The sequence below is a fragment of the Gordonia malaquae genome (assembly GCF_037148075.1).
Taxonomy (GTDB): Bacteria; Actinomycetota; Actinomycetes; order Mycobacteriales; family Mycobacteriaceae; genus Gordonia; species Gordonia malaquae.
This window is the reverse complement of record NZ_JBBCUB010000002.1, coordinates 687517-702459: the sequence shown is the minus strand read 5'-3', so window position 1 is coordinate 702459 and position 14943 is coordinate 687517. Positions and strand designations below refer to the sequence as shown.

The window sequence follows — 14943 nt, the reverse complement described above, 5'->3', positions numbered from 1 at the left end:
CGAATCGGTGTCATCAGGTGGCACCGATTCACCCTTAATCTGTGTCAGCCTTCCGTGACCACTGTGATCTCGATCGGTGAGGTGATCTCCACTCGCTGACCGGCGTCGGACAGCACGGCGGCCAGCCCGTTGATGTCACGGACGTTCCGGCGTGTGCGGACGAGTTCGTGTGCGACGAGGCCCTTGTAGTGCTTGTTGAAGTGGCTGACCACCTTGCGGGTACCGTTCGCGTACTCGGTGACGACGGTTGCGGTCACTGCGCCCGCAACGGGCCCGAGCTTCTGGTAGACGCCCGACCGCAGGTCGACCACGAAGTCGTCGATCGCATCGAGCGCGGGGGAGAGGACTGGTTTCCACACGGAGCCGAGTGTCCCGAAACCGGGAAGCTTCGATCCGCCCGAGAGTCGATACGCCGGGATCTCGTCGGTGGCCGAGACGACGCCGAACAGCGCCGATCCCACCATGAGCCGGTCGGCGGCCTTCGCCTTGGACGCGCGGGTCATCCCCGGGTAGTCCAGGGCGTCGTAGAGGACGCCCGTGTACCGAGTGATCGCCGGACGGGTCGGACTGGTGAACAGTTCGGCGTTGCGGGCGACCTCGGCGATCGCCGCGTCGCTCGCGCCCAGTCCGAGTGCCTCGCGGGAGGCGTCGAGATCGGACGACAGCGTGACGACGGCGTCGGCCACACGTCCGCGGACGTCGGTGAGTGCAGGAAGCGACAGCGATTCGAGGTCGAGCGGGACCGACGTCCCGCCGTCGGACTTGGTCTCCGAAGGAGGCAGGATCACGAGCACGCGACCACCCTAACGAACGCGACGTGACCCGCACTAAGCTGGACTACCGTGATCACACGCATGTCCGCACTGTTCCTCCGCACGCTCCGCGACGACCCCGCCGACGCCGAGGTTCCGAGCCACAAGCTCCTCGTCCGCGCAGGCTACATCCGACGCACCGCACCAGGCGTCTACTCGTGGCTGCCGCTCGGCCTGCGGGTGTTCAGGAACGTCGAACAGGTCGTGCGCGACGAGATGGACGCGATGGGCGCGCAGGAGATCCTGCTGCCCGCGCTGCTCCCTCGTGATCCGTACGAGTCGACCGGCCGGTGGACCGAGTACGGCCCCAATCTGTTCCGCCTCAAGGACCGCAAAGGCGCCGAGATGCTGCTCGGCCCCACCCACGAGGAGATCTTCACCCAACTGGTGAAGGGCGAGTACAGCTCGTACAAAGATCTCCCAGTGATCCTGTACCAGGTTCAGACCAAGTACCGCGACGAAGAACGGCCCCGCGCAGGCATCCTCCGCGGGCGCGAGTTCGTGATGAAGGACTCGTACTCCTTCGACCTCGACGACGCGGGTCTGCAGGTCTCGTACGACAAGCACCGCGCCGCGTACCAGAACATCTTCGACCGTCTCGGGGTCAAGTACGTGATCGTCAAGGCGACCGCAGGCGCGATGGGCGGCAGCCAGTCCGAAGAATTCCTCGCCGAGTGCGAGGTGGGCGAGGACACCTTCGTCCGCAGCACCGAGTCCGACTACGCAGCCAACGTCGAAGCAGTCGTCACCACCGTGCCGGCCTCGCGGCCGATCGACGGCCTGCCCGCGGCAGTCGCACACGAGACCGGCGACACTCCAACGATCGAGACGCTCGTCGACTGGGCGAACGCGACCCTCGGCGGGGAGTACACGGCAGCAGACACCCTCAAGAACGTGATGGTCAAGATCCGCAAGCCGGGAGGCGAGTGGGAGATCACCGCGATCGGCGTGCCAGGCGACCGCGAAGTCGACTTCAAGCGGCTCGAGGCGTCCGTGGAGCCCTCAGAGGTCGAGCTTCTCGAGGAGTCCGACTTCGTCGCGAACCCCGCGCTGGTCAAGGGCTACATCGGTCCCAAGGGAGTGCAGGGCGCCGGATTCACGTATCTCGTCGACCCGCGAGTCGTCGAGGGCACGTCGTGGATCACGGGCGCCGATGTGAAAGGTCAGCACTTCGTCGACCTCGTCGTGGGCCGCGACTTCACTCCGGACGGAGTGATCGAGGCCGCATCGGTGCGCGACGGCGACCCGTCGCCCGACGGCAAGGGTGTTCTGACCTCGGCCAAGGGCATTGAGATCGGGCACATCTTCCAGCTCGGACGCAAGTACGCCGACGCCTTCGAGCTCGACGTCCTCGGCGAGAACGGCAAGCCGGTCCGCGTGACGATGGGGTCGTACGGGCTCGGCGTCTCGCGCATGGTCGCGGTCCTCGCCGAGCAGATGCACGACGACAAGGGGCTGCGTTGGCCGCGCGAGGTCGCGCCGTTCGACGTTCACCTGGTGATCGCCAACAAGGATGAGGCCGCTGTCGCAGGCGCCGAGGATCTCGCCGCCGAACTCGACGCGGCGGGCGTCTCGGTGCTTCTCGACGATCGCAAGGCGTCACCCGGTGTGAAGTTCAAGGACTCCGAACTCCTCGGCATGCCGATCGTCGTCGTCGTCGGACGTGGCTGGTCCAACGGCACCGTCGAGATCCGGGACCGCTTCACCGGTGAAGCCGTGGAAGCGCCGGTCGACAGCGCCACCGACGCCGTTCTCGCCGCAGTACGCGGCTAGTCAACGTCTAAGGTTCCCCGATTCCGCCGATTTCGCCGGCGCGCAGCCGGAAATCGCGCGGATCGGGGAACGTTACGCGCCGGGGAAGGGAACCGTCGTCGGAGAGACGCCCTGCGACGCCCTCCAGTGTGCGATGCGCAGTGCGGAATCGGTGAGGCCGTCGACTCCGAGCCTGCGGGCCGCGGTGTCTGATGCTTGTTCAACGAGGGCGCGATAGGCCTGCGCGCACGTGTTCTCCGCCTGCAGGATGGCCTTTCCGGCAGTGGCGCCGTCGGTCACGTCGAACGGCAGTGTGTAGCCGGCCGCGGGTACTCGTTCGTTCGACCCCGCCGTGACCAGCGCATTGTTCAGCGCGTCGCGGCGAACCCGGTGCGCGGCGATGTACGTGCCCACGGCGGCTCGGTCGTCGCCCGTTGCGAATGCGGTGGCGAGACCGTACACGAAGATCGCGGTGTTCTCGGCGTCGGCCGCAGTGGAGAGTGCGTCGACCTGGGTCATGCGAGCTGGACCTCCGTGAGAGTGCGGCACGCGGCCGAGGTGGATGCGAGCAATCCCGCGACGAACCCCTCGGCGGCGACCGCCGAGGTCGCGGCCGACTTGGTGGACGCGGTGATCGCCGAACGCAGGGCGTCGATCGTGGTGATGGCGGGTCCCGCGTCGTCGATCCGTGCCGCCGACGAGGAGTGAAGTCTGTTCACTTCGTCACGCAACGCCTGTGCGTGTTCGCCTCGCTGCGCCGCGACCACCGCCAGCGCTGCTGTGTATTCGGTGACCCGCGGGCCGAGCGACTGAGCGGCCTTCTGCTCACGAACCGCCGCCTGCGCATGCTGGACCAGCATCTCGGCGGTGTCTCGCTGCTCGTCGACTGTCGGGCCACATGCTGTCACCGATACGCCGGCGACAACGACGAGGGGGACCGCAGCCGCTCCGCGTAGGACTGCTCGGCGGGATGGACCGGGGTACGGGGATAGGGCAGTCACGTTGTCGAATTCTGCCAGTCCGTCGAATCGACTACACTCAGCAGGCCCCGAACGGTGCGTTCTCGGCCACGTAGAGTGGACCGTCGGAACGGGGCGCGGATCAGGAAAGTCACGAGGTGAGGGCACGATGAGCGGCGACAAGACCGAGTTGATCGGAACGGTCGTCGAACCGGTTCTCACCGATGCAGGGTACGACCTCGAAGAGGTCGCACTGCTGACTCCGCCGGGACGACGTGACGTTCGCATCGTCGTCGACCGAGACGGTGGAGCGAGTCTCGACGCGATCGCCGAGCTGAGCCGAGCCGTCGACGAGGCGCTGGAAGCGTCCGGGGTGATGGGCGAACAGCCGTACGACCTCGAGCTCACCACGCCGGGCGTCGGGCGACCGCTCACCGCGGAACGCCACTGGCGGCGCTCGACCGGCCGGACCGTGAAAGTCGCGTACACGGTCGATGGAGTCGACAACGACGTCGTGGGGCGGATCGGACCGATCGCCGAGGGAGTGGTGACACTCGTCAAAGCGGACAAGGGTCGCCTCTCGACGGTCGACGTGGTCCTCGACACGGTCACGCGCGCTGTGGTCGACGTCGACTTCCGCCGGCCAGGTGAAGCGGAGTTGCGGGCCTGCGGCCTCGACGACGCCGAGATCGCGCGGCGGCGCGAACGCACAGACGACTGAACACAGAACTGAACAGACAACTCAACCCGACAAGCGAATAGGAGTCGCCATGCACATCGATATCAGTGCTCTCCGCCTGATCGAAGCCGACAAGGGCGTGTCCATCGACACCGTCGTCACCGCCATCGAATCGGCGCTGCTCACCGCCTACCGGCACACCGACGGCTTCGCGCCGAACGCCAGGATCGACGTCGACCGCAAGAGCGGCGCCGTCCGGGTGATGGCGCAGGAGGTCGACGAAGCAGGCGTCGTCGTTCACGAATGGGACGACACTCCTGAAGGATTCGGCCGCATCGCCGCCACGACAGCCCGTCAGGTGATCCTGCAGCGTCTCCGCGACGCCGAGAACGAGAAGAACTACGGCGAGCTCGCGGCCCACGAAGGCGAAGTCGTCGGCGGCGTGGTCCAGGCCGACGCCCGGCTCAACGCCAAGGGCATCATCGTCGTCCAGATCGGGTCGGACGCCAATGCCACCGAGGGCATCATTCCGCCTGTCGAGCAGGTTCCGGGGGAGCAGTACAAGCACGGCGACCGCATCAAGTGCTACGTCGTCGGAGTGACGCGCGGAATGCGCGGACCGCAGATCACCCTGTCGCGCACCCACCCGAACCTCGTCCGCAAGCTCTTCGCGCTCGAGGTGCCGGAGATCGCCGACGGCTCGGTCGAGATCGTCGCGGTCGCGCGCGAGGCAGGCCACCGCTCGAAGATCGCCGTCCACACCGGCGTCAACGGGCTCAACGCGAAGGGCGCGTGCATCGGCCCGATGGGCCAGCGGGTTCGCAACGTGATGAGCGAGCTGTCCGGCGAGAAGATCGACATCATCGACTTCGCATCCGATCCCGCGGTCTTCGTCGGCAACGCGCTGTCGCCGGCGAAGGTGCTGTCGGTCACCGTCATCGACGCCGAGACCAATGCCGCGCGAGTCATCGTGCCCGACTATCAACTGTCGCTCGCAATCGGCAAGGAGGGGCAGAACGCGCGCCTGGCTGCACGTCTGACCGGGTGGCGCATCGACATCCGCTCCGACACCGGCGACGGCGGGCCTCGTGAGACTCCGGAGAGCACTGAGGGGGACGTCACACCTGACGCGGCGCACGACAATGCGGTGACGTCCGGCCCGTCCGATGAGCTAGACTGACCTGTGGCTCCTCGAACGTCGACCGCGCCGGTCCGTACGTGCATCGGATGCCGCCGTCGCGACAACGCTCCCGAACTGGTGCGTGTTGTCGCTCGGCGAGCGCCCGGTGAACCGAGCACCGTGGTGATCGACACCACGAGGAGTCTGCCGGGACGTGGCGCCTGGCTGCATCGCACCGCCGACTGTGTTTCGGCCGCGATGCGGCGACGAGCCTTCGGTCCGGCGCTACGGGATCGCGGTCTCACCGTGAACCCGCAGGACCTCGCCGATCTGATCGACGAGATCACGCCAACAGATCCCACGCGGGATCAGGACAGGTAGCAGAGAACCATGAGCACACCGTGAAGTCTCCACGATGAGCACGTTGACCGAATAAATCGAGGTCGCAGCGGGAAGCCCGCTCGACCTCCAAGTGAGGAGAGCAGTGGCAGGCAAGGCCCGCGTTCACGAACTGGCCAAGGAACTCGGCGTTCCCAGCAAGACAGTGCTGGAGCGTCTGAAGGAACAAGGCGAGTTCGTCAAATCCGCATCGTCGACAGTGGAAGCCCCCGTGGCTCGTCGACTGCGTGAATCCTTCTCCGGCGGATCCGCCGGAGGCGACGCCCCCAAGGCGTCCCCCAAGCCCTCGGCTGCGAAGCCGAGCCCCGCGAAGCCGGGCGTCCCCGGCCCCAAGCCCGGTGTGCCGAAGCCCGCGGCACCCGCAGCAGCAGCACCCGCACCGGCGGCTCCGTCGCCGCGTCCGGCGACACCCGGACCTCGTCCGGGCCCCGCGCCGACTCCGGCGGCTCCCGCCGCACCGGCACCGAAGCCCGAAGCTCCGCAGGCGCCTGCCGCGGCTGCTCCGACACCGTCGGCCCCCGCAGCGTCAGCTGCTCCGGGCCCGAAGCCGGCCGGACCCCGCCCGGGTCCGCGCCCCGGTCCGCGTGCACCGCGTGTCGGCAACAACCCGTTCTCGTCGGCGCCCGCTCCCGCGCCTCGTCCCCAGGGCGGACCTCGCCCGGGTCCGGGCCAGGCAGGTCCCCGTCCAGGTGGCGGCCGTCCCGGCGCTGCAGGCGGACGTCCCGCACCCGGCCAGGGCGGTCCTCGTCCTCCGGCCGGTGCAGGCGGTCCCCGTCCCAACCCCGGCAACATGCCTCCTCGCCCGTCGCCCGGTGCGATGCCGCAGCGTGCGGCCCGTCCTGACGCGCGGCCCGGTGGCCGTGGCGGTCCGGGTGGACGTCCCGGCGGCGGCGGTGGCGGCGGCTACCGCGGCGGCCCAGGCGGCGGCGGTGCTCCCGGTGCCGGTGGCGCACCTGCGGGCGGCTTCCGCGGTCGTCCCGGTGGCGGTGGCGGCGGCAACCGTGGACGCGGCGGCGCAGCAGGCGCCTTCGGTCGTCCCGGTGGCGCTCCGCGTCGTGGACGCAAGTCGAAGCGTCAGAAGCGGCAAGAATACGATTCGATGCGCGCTCCCGAGGTCGGCGGCGTCCGTCTGCCTCACGGCAACGGCGAGGTCATCCGCCTCGCCCGCGGCGCATCGCTGTCCGACTTCGCCGAGAAGATCAACGCCAACCCGGCATCGCTGGTCCAGGCACTGTTCAACCTCGGTGAGATGGTCACGGCGACCGAGTCGGTCAACGACGAGACGCTGGAGCTGCTCGGCGGCGAGATGAACTACACGGTTCAGGTCGTCAGCCCCGAGGACGAAGACCGCGAGCTTCTGCAGAAGTTCGATCTCACCTACGGCGAAGACGAAGGCGACGAGGACGATCTCCAGCAGCGTCCGCCGGTGGTCACCGTCATGGGTCACGTCGACCACGGCAAGACCCGCCTGCTCGACACGATCCGCAAGGCGAATGTCGGCGGCGGCGAAGCCGGCGGCATCACCCAGCACATCGGTGCGTACCAGGTGAACACTCACCTGAACGACGAAGATCGCCTGATCACGTTCATCGACACCCCGGGTCACGAGGCGTTCACCGCTATGCGTGCCCGTGGTGCGAAGGCCACCGACATCGCGATCCTCGTGGTCGCGGCCGACGACGGCGTCATGCCGCAGACGGTGGAGGCTGTGAACCACGCGCAGGCGGCCGGTGTGCCGATCGTCGTCGCGGTCAACAAGATCGACAAGGAAGGCGCCGACCCGGCCAAGATCCGCGGTCAGCTCACCGAGTACGGTCTGGTGCCCGAGGAGTACGGCGGCGACGCAATGTTCGTCGACATCTCGGCCAAGCAGGGCGAGAACATCGACGCACTGCTCGAAGCCGTCCTGCTCACCGCGGACGCGTCTCTCGATCTGCGCGCGAACCCGGACATGGACGCACAGGGTGTGGCCATCGAAGCTCACTTGGACCGCGGTCGCGGCCCGGTGGCAACGGTGCTCATCCAGCGCGGAACGCTCCGCGTCGGCGACTCGATCGTCGCGGGCGACGCCTACGGTCGTGTCCGTCGCATGGTCGACGAGCACGGCGACGACGTCACCGCGGCGTACCCGTCGCGTCCCGTCCAGGTCATCGGCTTCACGTCGGTGCCGGGTGCAGGCGACAACCTGCTCGTGGTCGACGAAGACCGCACGGCACGTCAGATCGCGGACCGTCGTAATGCACGCAAGCGCAATGCGCTCGCTGCACGAAGCCGTAAGCGCATCAGCCTCGAGGACCTGGATTCGGCCCTCAAGGAGACCAGTCAGCTGAACTTGATCCTCAAGGGCGACAACTCGGGCACTGTGGAGGCGCTCGAGGAGGCCCTGCTGGGCATCGAGATCGACGACGAGGTGTCGTTGCGTGTCATCGACCGCGGCGTCGGCGGCGTCACCGAGACCAACGTCAACCTGGCGGCGGCTTCGGACGCGATCATCATCGGCTTCAACGTCCGTGCCGAAGGCAAGGCGACGGAGCTGGCGAACCGCGAAGGCGTCGAGATCCGCTACTACTCGGTCATCTACCGGGCCATCGAGGAGATCGAAGCAGCGCTCAAGGGCATGCTCAAGCCTGTCTACGAAGAGGTCGAACTGGGACGCACCGAGATCCGCGCGATCTTCAAGTCGTCCAAGGTCGGCAACATCGCAGGCTGCATGGTCCAGTCGGGTGTGGTCCGCCGCAACGCCAAGGCTCGTCTGCTGCGCGACAACACGGTCATCGCCGAAACTGCCACGATCTCGTCGTTGCGACGTGAGAAGGACGACGTCACCGAGGTCCGCGAAGGCTTCGAGTGCGGTCTGACGATCACCTACAGCGACATCAAGGTCGGCGACATCATCGAGACCTACGAGATGGTGGAGAAGGCGCGCGACTGATGGTCGATCATGCACGAGCCGCACGGCTCGCCAAGCGGATCACCACCATCGTGGCTTCCGCTATCGGCTCGGAGATCAAGGATCCCCGGCTGGCGCACGTGACGATCACGGATTGCCGGGTGACCGGCGATCTGCACGACGCCACGGTGTTCTACACGGTGATGGGAGCGTCGGTCGACGCAGAGCCCGACATCGCCGAGGCACAGGCCGGCCTGGCCGCAGCCACCGGCTCCCTGCGCTCCAAAGTGGGCGCGGGGACCGGGGTGCGGTTCACACCGACCCTCCGGTTCGAGCTCGACACCGTGCCGGATGCGACGCGGGCCATGGACGAACTGCTTGCTCGCGCTCGTGCTCAGGACGAGCTCGTCGCTCGAGCTGCGCAGGACGCGAAGCCCGCAGGAGAGTCGGACCCGTACAAGCACGACGATGAGTCGTCTGGGGAGTCGTGAACCGGGCGTCTGCCTCAGCGGTCGCGTCCGCCCTGCGGGACGCGGATTCGGTCGTGATCATCAGTCACGTCCGGCCCGATCCCGACACCATCGGCAGCGCCCTCGGACTGGGACTCGGACTCGCATCGCTCGGCATCGCCGTGCGGTGCGGGTTCTCCGGTCCCGAGCCGTTGCCGAGCACCCTCCTGGAGCTTCCGGGCGTCGAGTTGGTCCAGTCGTTGACGATGCCGTCCGCCGGTGAGGTGGCGGTGGCCGTCGACGCTGCGACGCCGAGTCGGCTGGGGGACTACGAGGCTGTGTTCGCTGCGGCCGACACCACCGTCTGCATCGATCACCACGTGTCGAATCCCGGTTTCGGCGATCTCGACTTCATCGACGCCGAATCCGATTGCACCGCCGTGCTGGTCCTCCAGGTGCTCGACGAACTCGGCGTCGAGCTGACCGCCGACATCGCGACATGTCTCTACGCGGGTCTGGTCACCGATACCGGATCGTTCAAGTGGGCTCGCCCCGCGTCGTTCGAAGTGGCGGCGCGACTGCTGAAGGCGGGTGTCGACGGAGGCAAGTGGAGCCGGGTGCTGCTCGACTCCCATCCGTATGCGTGGCTGCAGATGGTCTCCCAGGTGCTCGGTTCGTCTGTGCTCGATGAGACGGCATGCGATGGACGTGGACTCGTCTACGGATGTGTCAACGCCGACGCGATGGCGGACATGAGCTGGGACGAGTCGGAGAGCGTGATCGACATCGTGCGCACCGCTCGCGAAGCCGAAGTCGCAGCCGTCTTCAAGGAGGCGACAGAGGGATCGTGGACGGTGTCGCTGCGGAGTAAGGGCGCCGTCGACCTGGTGCCGATCGCGCGGGCGCTCGGCGGGGGCGGACACACTCGTGCGTCCGGCTACTCCGACACCGGGACGGCCGACGAGGTCGTCGCCCGGCTGCGCGCACTTCTGTAGTCGTTCATGCTCAAGCTCGCCGCGTCGGCATTGGTCGTCCTCGTGGCGCCGCCGTTGTATCTCATGCTCGACCTCGCCGTCGTCGGACGGCTCGGCGCTCACGAGCTGGCGTCGCTCGCGGTGTCGACGCTGGTTCTCGGAGTGATCTCCACGCAATTGACATTTCTGTCGTACGGGACCACCGCTCGGTCGGCCCGTGCGTTCGGCGCGGGTCACCGAGAGCGGGCCGTCGACGAGGGGGTGCAGGCCACATGGATCGCGCTCGGTGTCGGCGCGCTGATCGTCGCCGTCGCCTGGGTGGTCGCGCCGTGGGTCACCGGCGTCCTCGTGCCCGACGACGTCGTGGCGTCCGACGCTGCGCGATGGCTTCGCATTGCCGTGTTCGGAGTACCGCTGATCCTCGTGTCGATGGCGGGCAACGGGTGGATGCGCGGCGTGCAAGACACCCGGCGACCAGTGGTCTACGTGGTGGCCGGGCTGTCCGTCGGCGCCGTGCTCTGCGTCGGGCTCGTTCATGGACTGTTCGGCCTTCCGCGACTCGGATTGGAAGGCAGCGCGATCGCCAACCTGGTCGGCGAGTCGATCACCGGCGCACTCTTCGCGTGGCGATTGGTCCGTGAGGCGTCGGGGCGGTTGGCACCGGTAGGCGGCGTCATCCGCGCGCAACTCACAATGGGTCGCGATCTCATCCTGCGCAGTCTTTCGTTCCAGGTCTGTTTCGTGTCTGCTGCCGCTGTCGCCGCGCGATTCGGCGTGGCCCAGGTGGCGGCGCATCAAGTGGTGCTGCAGTTGTGGGAGTTCACCGCCCTGCTGCTGGATTCGCTCGCCATCGCCGCTCAACAACTCGTCGGCGCAGCGCTCGGAGCCAAGCTGTTCGACGACGCTCGGAAGACGTCGACCCACGTCACGAAGGTGTCTGCCGCGGTGTCTGTTGCCGTGGCCGCAGGTCTGGCGCTCGGGGCAGGACTACTCCCGCGCATCTTCACGTCCGATCAGGGAGTCCTCGACGCGATCACCACACCGTGGTGGTTCTTCGTGGCCATGCTTCCGATCGCCGGTGTCGTCTTCGCGCTCGACGGTGTGCTCCTCGGCAGCGGCGACGCGGCGTTTCTCCGCACGGCCACCCTCGCGGGTGCGCTCGGCGCATTCCTGCCGATGATCTGGCTGTCACTCGTGTTCGACTGGGGCCTGGCCGGCATCTGGTCCGGTCTGCTGCTGTTCATGATCACCCGGCTCGGCGCCGTCGTCTGGCGTGTCCGTTCAGGCGCCTGGGTCCGCTGATCTGCTACAGGTCAGTCGCGATCGGCGAGCCAGATCAGAAATGGGTCCGTCGGGTCGTCGTCGTCCATGTCTGCGGCGGTGGTGACGATGTCGACGCCTCGATCAGGGATGTCCACCGCGAACGCTGTCCTGAGAAACGTCTGGAACGCGGTCGGGGCGGTGAACGGAGGATCGTCGTCGTCCGCTTCGGCGGCGTAGACCTCTTCCGGCGTCAGCGCGTGCGCCTCGGGCCAGCAGGGTTCGTCGTAGCCGATCGCGAGGAATCGGAGGAAATCGACGGCGTCGTCGGTGATCACTCCGGACCACGTCGAACCGGACCCGGACCCCAGATGGACGAATCGACTGCGGCCATCGTCATCGACCCACAAACCTGCGTGCGAACCGTCGCCGCCCGTGCGGAACAGCGGGATCACCCGGTCGCGTTTGGACTCGTCGTCGTGCCAGTACGTCATGAAGTCGGGATCGACGTCGACGGCGACCTCGCTCAGCGAGTCGATGCCGACCGGAACGAGGCGGGCATGCAGATGGTCAGTCGCTTCGTCGACATGTCCGTTGTCGGCGAGCCAGTCGAATGTGGTGAGGATCGGCTGTGGAAGGACGATTCCGGCAGGGAGCAGCGCGACGAGCCGGTCGGTGAACGTGGTCATGGAACGAACGTATCGCTGGACTGGATCCTCCGCCGCGGGTACCGTAATGAACATGTTCAATGAACGGGTTCAGTCAACGAGGGCGGAGCAGAAGTCTGCGACTCGAGAACGAGTCATCGCCTCGGCGCAGAGGCTGTTCGTCGAAGTCGGGTTCGGGGCGACGACGATCCGCCGGATCGCCGAAGACGCGGGAGTCAGTGTCGGGACGGTGATGAGCGTGGGGGATAAGGACTCGCTGCTGCTCGCCGCATTCGACGGATGGATCGGTGCCGTGCACGAGGCGAGGGGAGAAGTGTCTCCCGGTGGTGACCCGGTCACTCGGATCGGCGACGTCGTGCAACCGTTCCTCGACATCTTCGACGCCGACCTCCATTTGGCTCGGGAGTACGGAGCTGTGCTGGCCCGGGGTTCGCAGTCGACCGAGGTGTTCGGCGCCCTCGCCGTCGCGCTGCAGAACGACTTCGAGGCGGTGTTCGCCGACGCGGGCCTCGGACCAGACGCCGGAACCGCCGCCCGGGCGGTTTACCTGGCCTATCTCGGGCTGGTGATGACGTCCGCCGTCGTCGACAGCGACGCCGTCGCCATCCGCGCCGACCTCGAGTCCGTCGCTGCCGTGCTCATCCGCTCGACCGTCGCAGATACGCAACCCGAGGAGTCCTGATGTTCGCAACACCCGATCCCGTCTGGCCCGTTCTGCTGCTCGCCGTTGTCATCGGCGGGGACGCGCTCATGTCGATCCGACCACCGGCTTTCATCCGTGACTGCTACGCGGGTGTCGGCTTCCCCCTCGAATGGGGATGGGCGCTCGTCTACATCAAGGCGCTCGCCACCGCGGGCCTGATCGTCGGAGTCTGGCATGACGGCGTTGGAGTCGCGGCGACGGCAGGCGTGGTCGCGTACTTCGTGGCCGCGTCCATCGCTCACATCCGGGCGGGCTTCGTCGGTGTCACCTTCTGGATCAACTGCTTGGGAATGCTGGCGCTGTCTCTCGGGGTGCTGGTGTGGTCGTTCGTCTGGTGATCCGTTCCCGGACCACTTCCTCGAGCCAGAGTGCGCCATTGGCGGCGGCGATGATCACCCAGCCGATTCGGATGGCGCCGGACGCGTGGTTCACCAGGTGCTCGGAGGCGGGGCCGGGCATCGCGAAATAGATCATCAACATCACGCACCCGTAGACGACCACGATGGTCGCGGTGATCACGCCGAAGAGACCGATACCGGCTCGCCTCGCGATCGACCATGCGAGGACGTACGCGAATGGCCAGCCGACGATGAATAAGGTCGCGTCTGGGACCAGAGGCAGGGACGCGACTGGAATCACGGTCGCCGCCATTGCAGTGCTCGCCGCGGATGCGGCTCTTCCAGCTGGGGCAATCGTGAAGAGCACCGCGCTGTACACCACAGCGTTGACGATCAAGCCGACGAGTGCGGCAGCATTGGGGATCTGATCGGCGAACGTGAACACTGCTACCGGCACAGCACTCGACACCGCGAGGGCGACCACGGCGATCACAGCGCGCAGCCGCGAGTCCGTCGGCCGCATCAGGCCAGGATCATGTGCTGGTATTGCGGGAATCTTTCCACGAACTTCTGCACATACGTGCAGACCGGGACCACTTGCCGGCCCTCGGCTTCGAGGGCGTCGAGCAGTTGGACGGTGAGGAGGCGAGCGAAGCCGGCTCGTCCGAACTTCTCGGTCACCACCGTGTGGAGGATGACGATGTCGCCCCCTGCGGTCATTTCATAGCCGGCTAATCCGATCAACTCGTCGCCCGACCACATCTCGTAGCGGTCCCGGTCCGGGTTGTGTCGGAGGAGCGGGGACGGATCGAGTTCCACTGTCGGCGGCGGAACCGGGGTGGGCTGCGTCATGGCTCCACGGTAGTCCTCTCATCGCGCCGCGCGTCCGATCCGGAAATGAACCCAGGCAGTCGACGAATGCCTCGGAAGGTGTTGTGCGGCGGTGATCAGCCGTGAATCGACGCGTGCGACGATGAACGCATGGCGACTCTCTGGGCGATCAGCGATCTGCACGTCTCGCACCGCGGCAACGAGCAGATCCTGGACCAGATCAGGCCCACAGATCCCGGGGACTGGCTGATCGTCGCAGGCGACGTCGCCGAGCGCACCGACGACATCGTCGACACGCTGCGCCGTCTTGCGGCACGTTTCGCCAAGGTCGTGTGGGTCCCCGGAAACCACGAGCTCTACACGACGGCGAAGGATCCGCTGCAGATCTTCGGCGTCGCCCGATACGACTACCTGGTTCAGGCCTGCCGCGACCTCGGTGTGATCACCCCGGAGGACATCTATCCGCTGTTCGACCCGGGAGACGGCTCGGACCCTGTGCGGGTCGTCCCGATGTTCCTTCTGTACGACTACACGTTCCGCCCCGAAGGCACAGCGACCACCTTGCAGGCGCTGGCGGTCGCACGGGAGCGGAACGTCGTCGCGACCGACGAGTTCCTGTTGTCGCCGGAACCGTTCGGAACCCGCGACGCGTGGGGTCGAGCCCGGATCGACGCCACGCGGACACGGTTGGAGGCGATCGATCCGAGTGAGAAGACCGTGCTGATCAACCATTGGCCGCTCCGACGCGAGCCGTGCGACGCGTTGATGTACCCGGAGTTCGCATTGTGGTGCGGCAGTGAGCTGACCGCCGACTGGCACACCAGGTTCAACGCTGTCTGCAGCGTCTACGGTCACCTGCACATCCCGCGGACCACCTGGTACGACGGTGTCCGGTTCGAGGAGGTGTCTGTCGGCTACCCACGGGAATGGAAGCGACGCGGTCTGCCGCATCCGCTGCTGCGTCCGATCGTGCCGGACGGCGGCATCACACCCGACGCGCTGCCCGAGCACGGTGCGCGCTTCGACCTGCCGCCGGACTACGAGGAGAAGGCGGCCGAGTTCCGCAAACGCATCGAGGAGCGGCGCGCCAAGCGCGACACATGAGCATG

The 14943-nt window shown here is 67.1% G+C and carries 17 protein-coding genes; 11 read left to right on the top strand and 6 right to left on the bottom strand.

The window, feature by feature from the left end:
* Positions 1-44: 44 nt before the first annotated feature.
* A complete protein-coding gene (locus WFK36_RS10375; protein ID WP_336791569.1) occupies positions 45-794 on the bottom strand; it encodes a YaaA family protein in 750 nt (249 codons plus the stop codon).
* A 60-nt stretch (positions 795-854) separates the two neighbouring features.
* On the opposite strand from WFK36_RS10375, the gene WFK36_RS10370 reads away from it, so the two are divergent.
* On the top strand, positions 855-2585 hold the full coding sequence (locus WFK36_RS10370) for a proline--tRNA ligase (protein WP_336791933.1): 1731 nt from the start codon (positions 855-857) through the stop codon (positions 2583-2585).
* Between the two features lie 72 nt (positions 2586-2657).
* On the opposite strand, the gene WFK36_RS10365 is transcribed toward WFK36_RS10370, so the two are convergent.
* Both WFK36_RS10365 and WFK36_RS10360 read right to left on the bottom strand, forming a co-directional pair.
* A complete protein-coding gene (locus WFK36_RS10365; protein ID WP_008382114.1) occupies positions 2658-3083 on the bottom strand; it encodes a ferritin-like domain-containing protein in 426 nt (141 codons plus the stop codon).
* Positions 3080-3565, bottom strand: a complete 486-nt coding sequence (locus tag WFK36_RS10360; RefSeq protein WP_336791568.1) for a hypothetical protein — start codon at positions 3563-3565, stop codon at positions 3080-3082. Before WFK36_RS10360 ends, WFK36_RS10365 begins: the two co-directional genes overlap by 4 nt.
* 127 nt (positions 3566-3692) lie before the next feature.
* Between WFK36_RS10360 and rimP the strand changes: the two genes are divergently transcribed.
* The 7 genes from rimP to WFK36_RS10325 all read left to right on the top strand — a co-directional run bounded on the left by rimP (position 3693) and on the right by WFK36_RS10325 (position 11336).
* Positions 3693-4244: a ribosome maturation factor RimP gene (gene rimP, locus WFK36_RS10355; RefSeq protein ID WP_336791567.1), complete on the top strand. Its 552-nt coding sequence runs from the start codon at positions 3693-3695 to the stop codon at positions 4242-4244.
* Between the two features lie 49 nt (positions 4245-4293).
* Complete coding sequence (gene nusA, locus WFK36_RS10350) at positions 4294-5382, top strand: transcription termination factor NusA (protein ID WP_336791566.1); 1089 nt, start codon at positions 4294-4296, stop codon at positions 5380-5382.
* 3 nt (positions 5383-5385) lie between these two features.
* Positions 5386-5703: a YlxR family protein gene (locus WFK36_RS10345; protein WP_336791565.1), complete on the top strand. Its 318-nt coding sequence runs from the start codon at positions 5386-5388 to the stop codon at positions 5701-5703.
* A gap of 103 nt (positions 5704-5806) precedes the next feature.
* Positions 5807-8653 (top strand): translation initiation factor IF-2, encoded by a 2847-nt coding sequence (gene infB, locus WFK36_RS10340; RefSeq protein WP_336791564.1) that lies wholly within the window; start codon positions 5807-5809, stop codon positions 8651-8653.
* Positions 8653-9102 (top strand): 30S ribosome-binding factor RbfA, encoded by a 450-nt coding sequence (gene rbfA, locus WFK36_RS10335; protein ID WP_008382165.1) that lies wholly within the window; start codon positions 8653-8655, stop codon positions 9100-9102. The genes infB and rbfA overlap by 1 nt, the downstream gene beginning before the upstream one ends.
* Positions 9099-10055: a DHH family phosphoesterase gene (locus WFK36_RS10330; RefSeq protein WP_336791563.1), complete on the top strand. Its 957-nt coding sequence runs from the start codon at positions 9099-9101 to the stop codon at positions 10053-10055. The genes rbfA and WFK36_RS10330 overlap by 4 nt, the downstream gene beginning before the upstream one ends.
* Before the next feature lie 6 nt (positions 10056-10061).
* Positions 10062-11336, top strand: coding sequence for an MATE family efflux transporter (locus tag WFK36_RS10325; RefSeq protein ID WP_336791562.1), 1275 nt, complete (start codon positions 10062-10064; stop codon positions 11334-11336).
* Between the two features lie 11 nt (positions 11337-11347).
* Here the strand turns inward: WFK36_RS10325 and WFK36_RS10320 are convergent, their stop codons facing one another.
* Positions 11348-11983: a hypothetical protein gene (locus WFK36_RS10320; protein ID WP_336791561.1), complete on the bottom strand. Its 636-nt coding sequence runs from the start codon at positions 11981-11983 to the stop codon at positions 11348-11350.
* 52 nt (positions 11984-12035) lie between these two features.
* Here WFK36_RS10320 and WFK36_RS10315 point away from each other — a divergent pair, with 52 nt between their 5' ends.
* Together WFK36_RS10315 and WFK36_RS10310 are read left to right on the top strand one after the other, a co-directional pair.
* On the top strand, positions 12036-12644 hold the full coding sequence (locus WFK36_RS10315; protein ID WP_336791560.1) for a TetR/AcrR family transcriptional regulator: 609 nt from the start codon (positions 12036-12038) through the stop codon (positions 12642-12644).
* Complete coding sequence (locus tag WFK36_RS10310) at positions 12644-13003, top strand: DoxX family protein (RefSeq protein ID WP_336791559.1); 360 nt, start codon at positions 12644-12646, stop codon at positions 13001-13003. The genes WFK36_RS10315 and WFK36_RS10310 overlap by 1 nt, the downstream gene beginning before the upstream one ends.
* Here the strand turns inward: WFK36_RS10310 and WFK36_RS10305 are convergent.
* Together WFK36_RS10305 and WFK36_RS10300 are read right to left on the bottom strand one after the other, a co-directional pair.
* A complete protein-coding gene (locus WFK36_RS10305; protein WP_336791558.1) occupies positions 12942-13526 on the bottom strand; it encodes a hypothetical protein in 585 nt (194 codons plus the stop codon). The two genes, WFK36_RS10310 and WFK36_RS10305, sit on opposite strands and share 62 nt — an antisense overlap.
* Positions 13526-13855: a GNAT family N-acetyltransferase gene (locus tag WFK36_RS10300; protein WP_336791557.1), complete on the bottom strand. Its 330-nt coding sequence runs from the start codon at positions 13853-13855 to the stop codon at positions 13526-13528. The genes WFK36_RS10305 and WFK36_RS10300 overlap by 1 nt, the downstream gene beginning before the upstream one ends.
* 129 nt (positions 13856-13984) lie before the next feature.
* Between WFK36_RS10300 and WFK36_RS10295 the strand changes: the two genes are divergently transcribed.
* Complete coding sequence (locus WFK36_RS10295) at positions 13985-14938, top strand: metallophosphoesterase family protein (RefSeq protein WP_336791556.1); 954 nt, start codon at positions 13985-13987, stop codon at positions 14936-14938.
* The last annotated feature ends 5 nt before the right edge of the window (positions 14939-14943 follow it).

Coding starts and splice junctions, on each gene's coding strand:
- WFK36_RS10370 (WP_336791933.1), top strand. CDS start 855: ATGTCCGCACTGTTCCTCCGCACGCTCCGCGACGACCCCGCCGACGCC.
- WFK36_RS10365 (WP_008382114.1), bottom strand. CDS start 3,083: ATGACCCAGGTCGACGCACTCTCCACTGCGGCCGACGCCGAGAACACC.
- rimP (WP_336791567.1), top strand. CDS start 3,693: ATGAGCGGCGACAAGACCGAGTTGATCGGAACGGTCGTCGAACCGGTT.
- nusA (WP_336791566.1), top strand. CDS start 4,294: ATGCACATCGATATCAGTGCTCTCCGCCTGATCGAAGCCGACAAGGGC.
- rbfA (WP_008382165.1), top strand. CDS start 8,653: ATGGTCGATCATGCACGAGCCGCACGGCTCGCCAAGCGGATCACCACC.
- WFK36_RS10325 (WP_336791562.1), top strand. CDS start 10,062: ATGCTCAAGCTCGCCGCGTCGGCATTGGTCGTCCTCGTGGCGCCGCCG.
- WFK36_RS10320 (WP_336791561.1), bottom strand. CDS start 11,983: ATGACCACGTTCACCGACCGGCTCGTCGCGCTGCTCCCTGCCGGAATC.
- WFK36_RS10315 (WP_336791560.1), top strand. CDS start 12,036: ATGTTCAATGAACGGGTTCAGTCAACGAGGGCGGAGCAGAAGTCTGCG.
- WFK36_RS10310 (WP_336791559.1), top strand. CDS start 12,644: ATGTTCGCAACACCCGATCCCGTCTGGCCCGTTCTGCTGCTCGCCGTT.
- WFK36_RS10305 (WP_336791558.1), bottom strand. CDS start 13,526: ATGCGGCCGACGGACTCGCGGCTGCGCGCTGTGATCGCCGTGGTCGCC.
- WFK36_RS10300 (WP_336791557.1), bottom strand. CDS start 13,855: ATGACGCAGCCCACCCCGGTTCCGCCGCCGACAGTGGAACTCGATCCG.
- WFK36_RS10295 (WP_336791556.1), top strand. CDS start 13,985: ATGGCGACTCTCTGGGCGATCAGCGATCTGCACGTCTCGCACCGCGGC.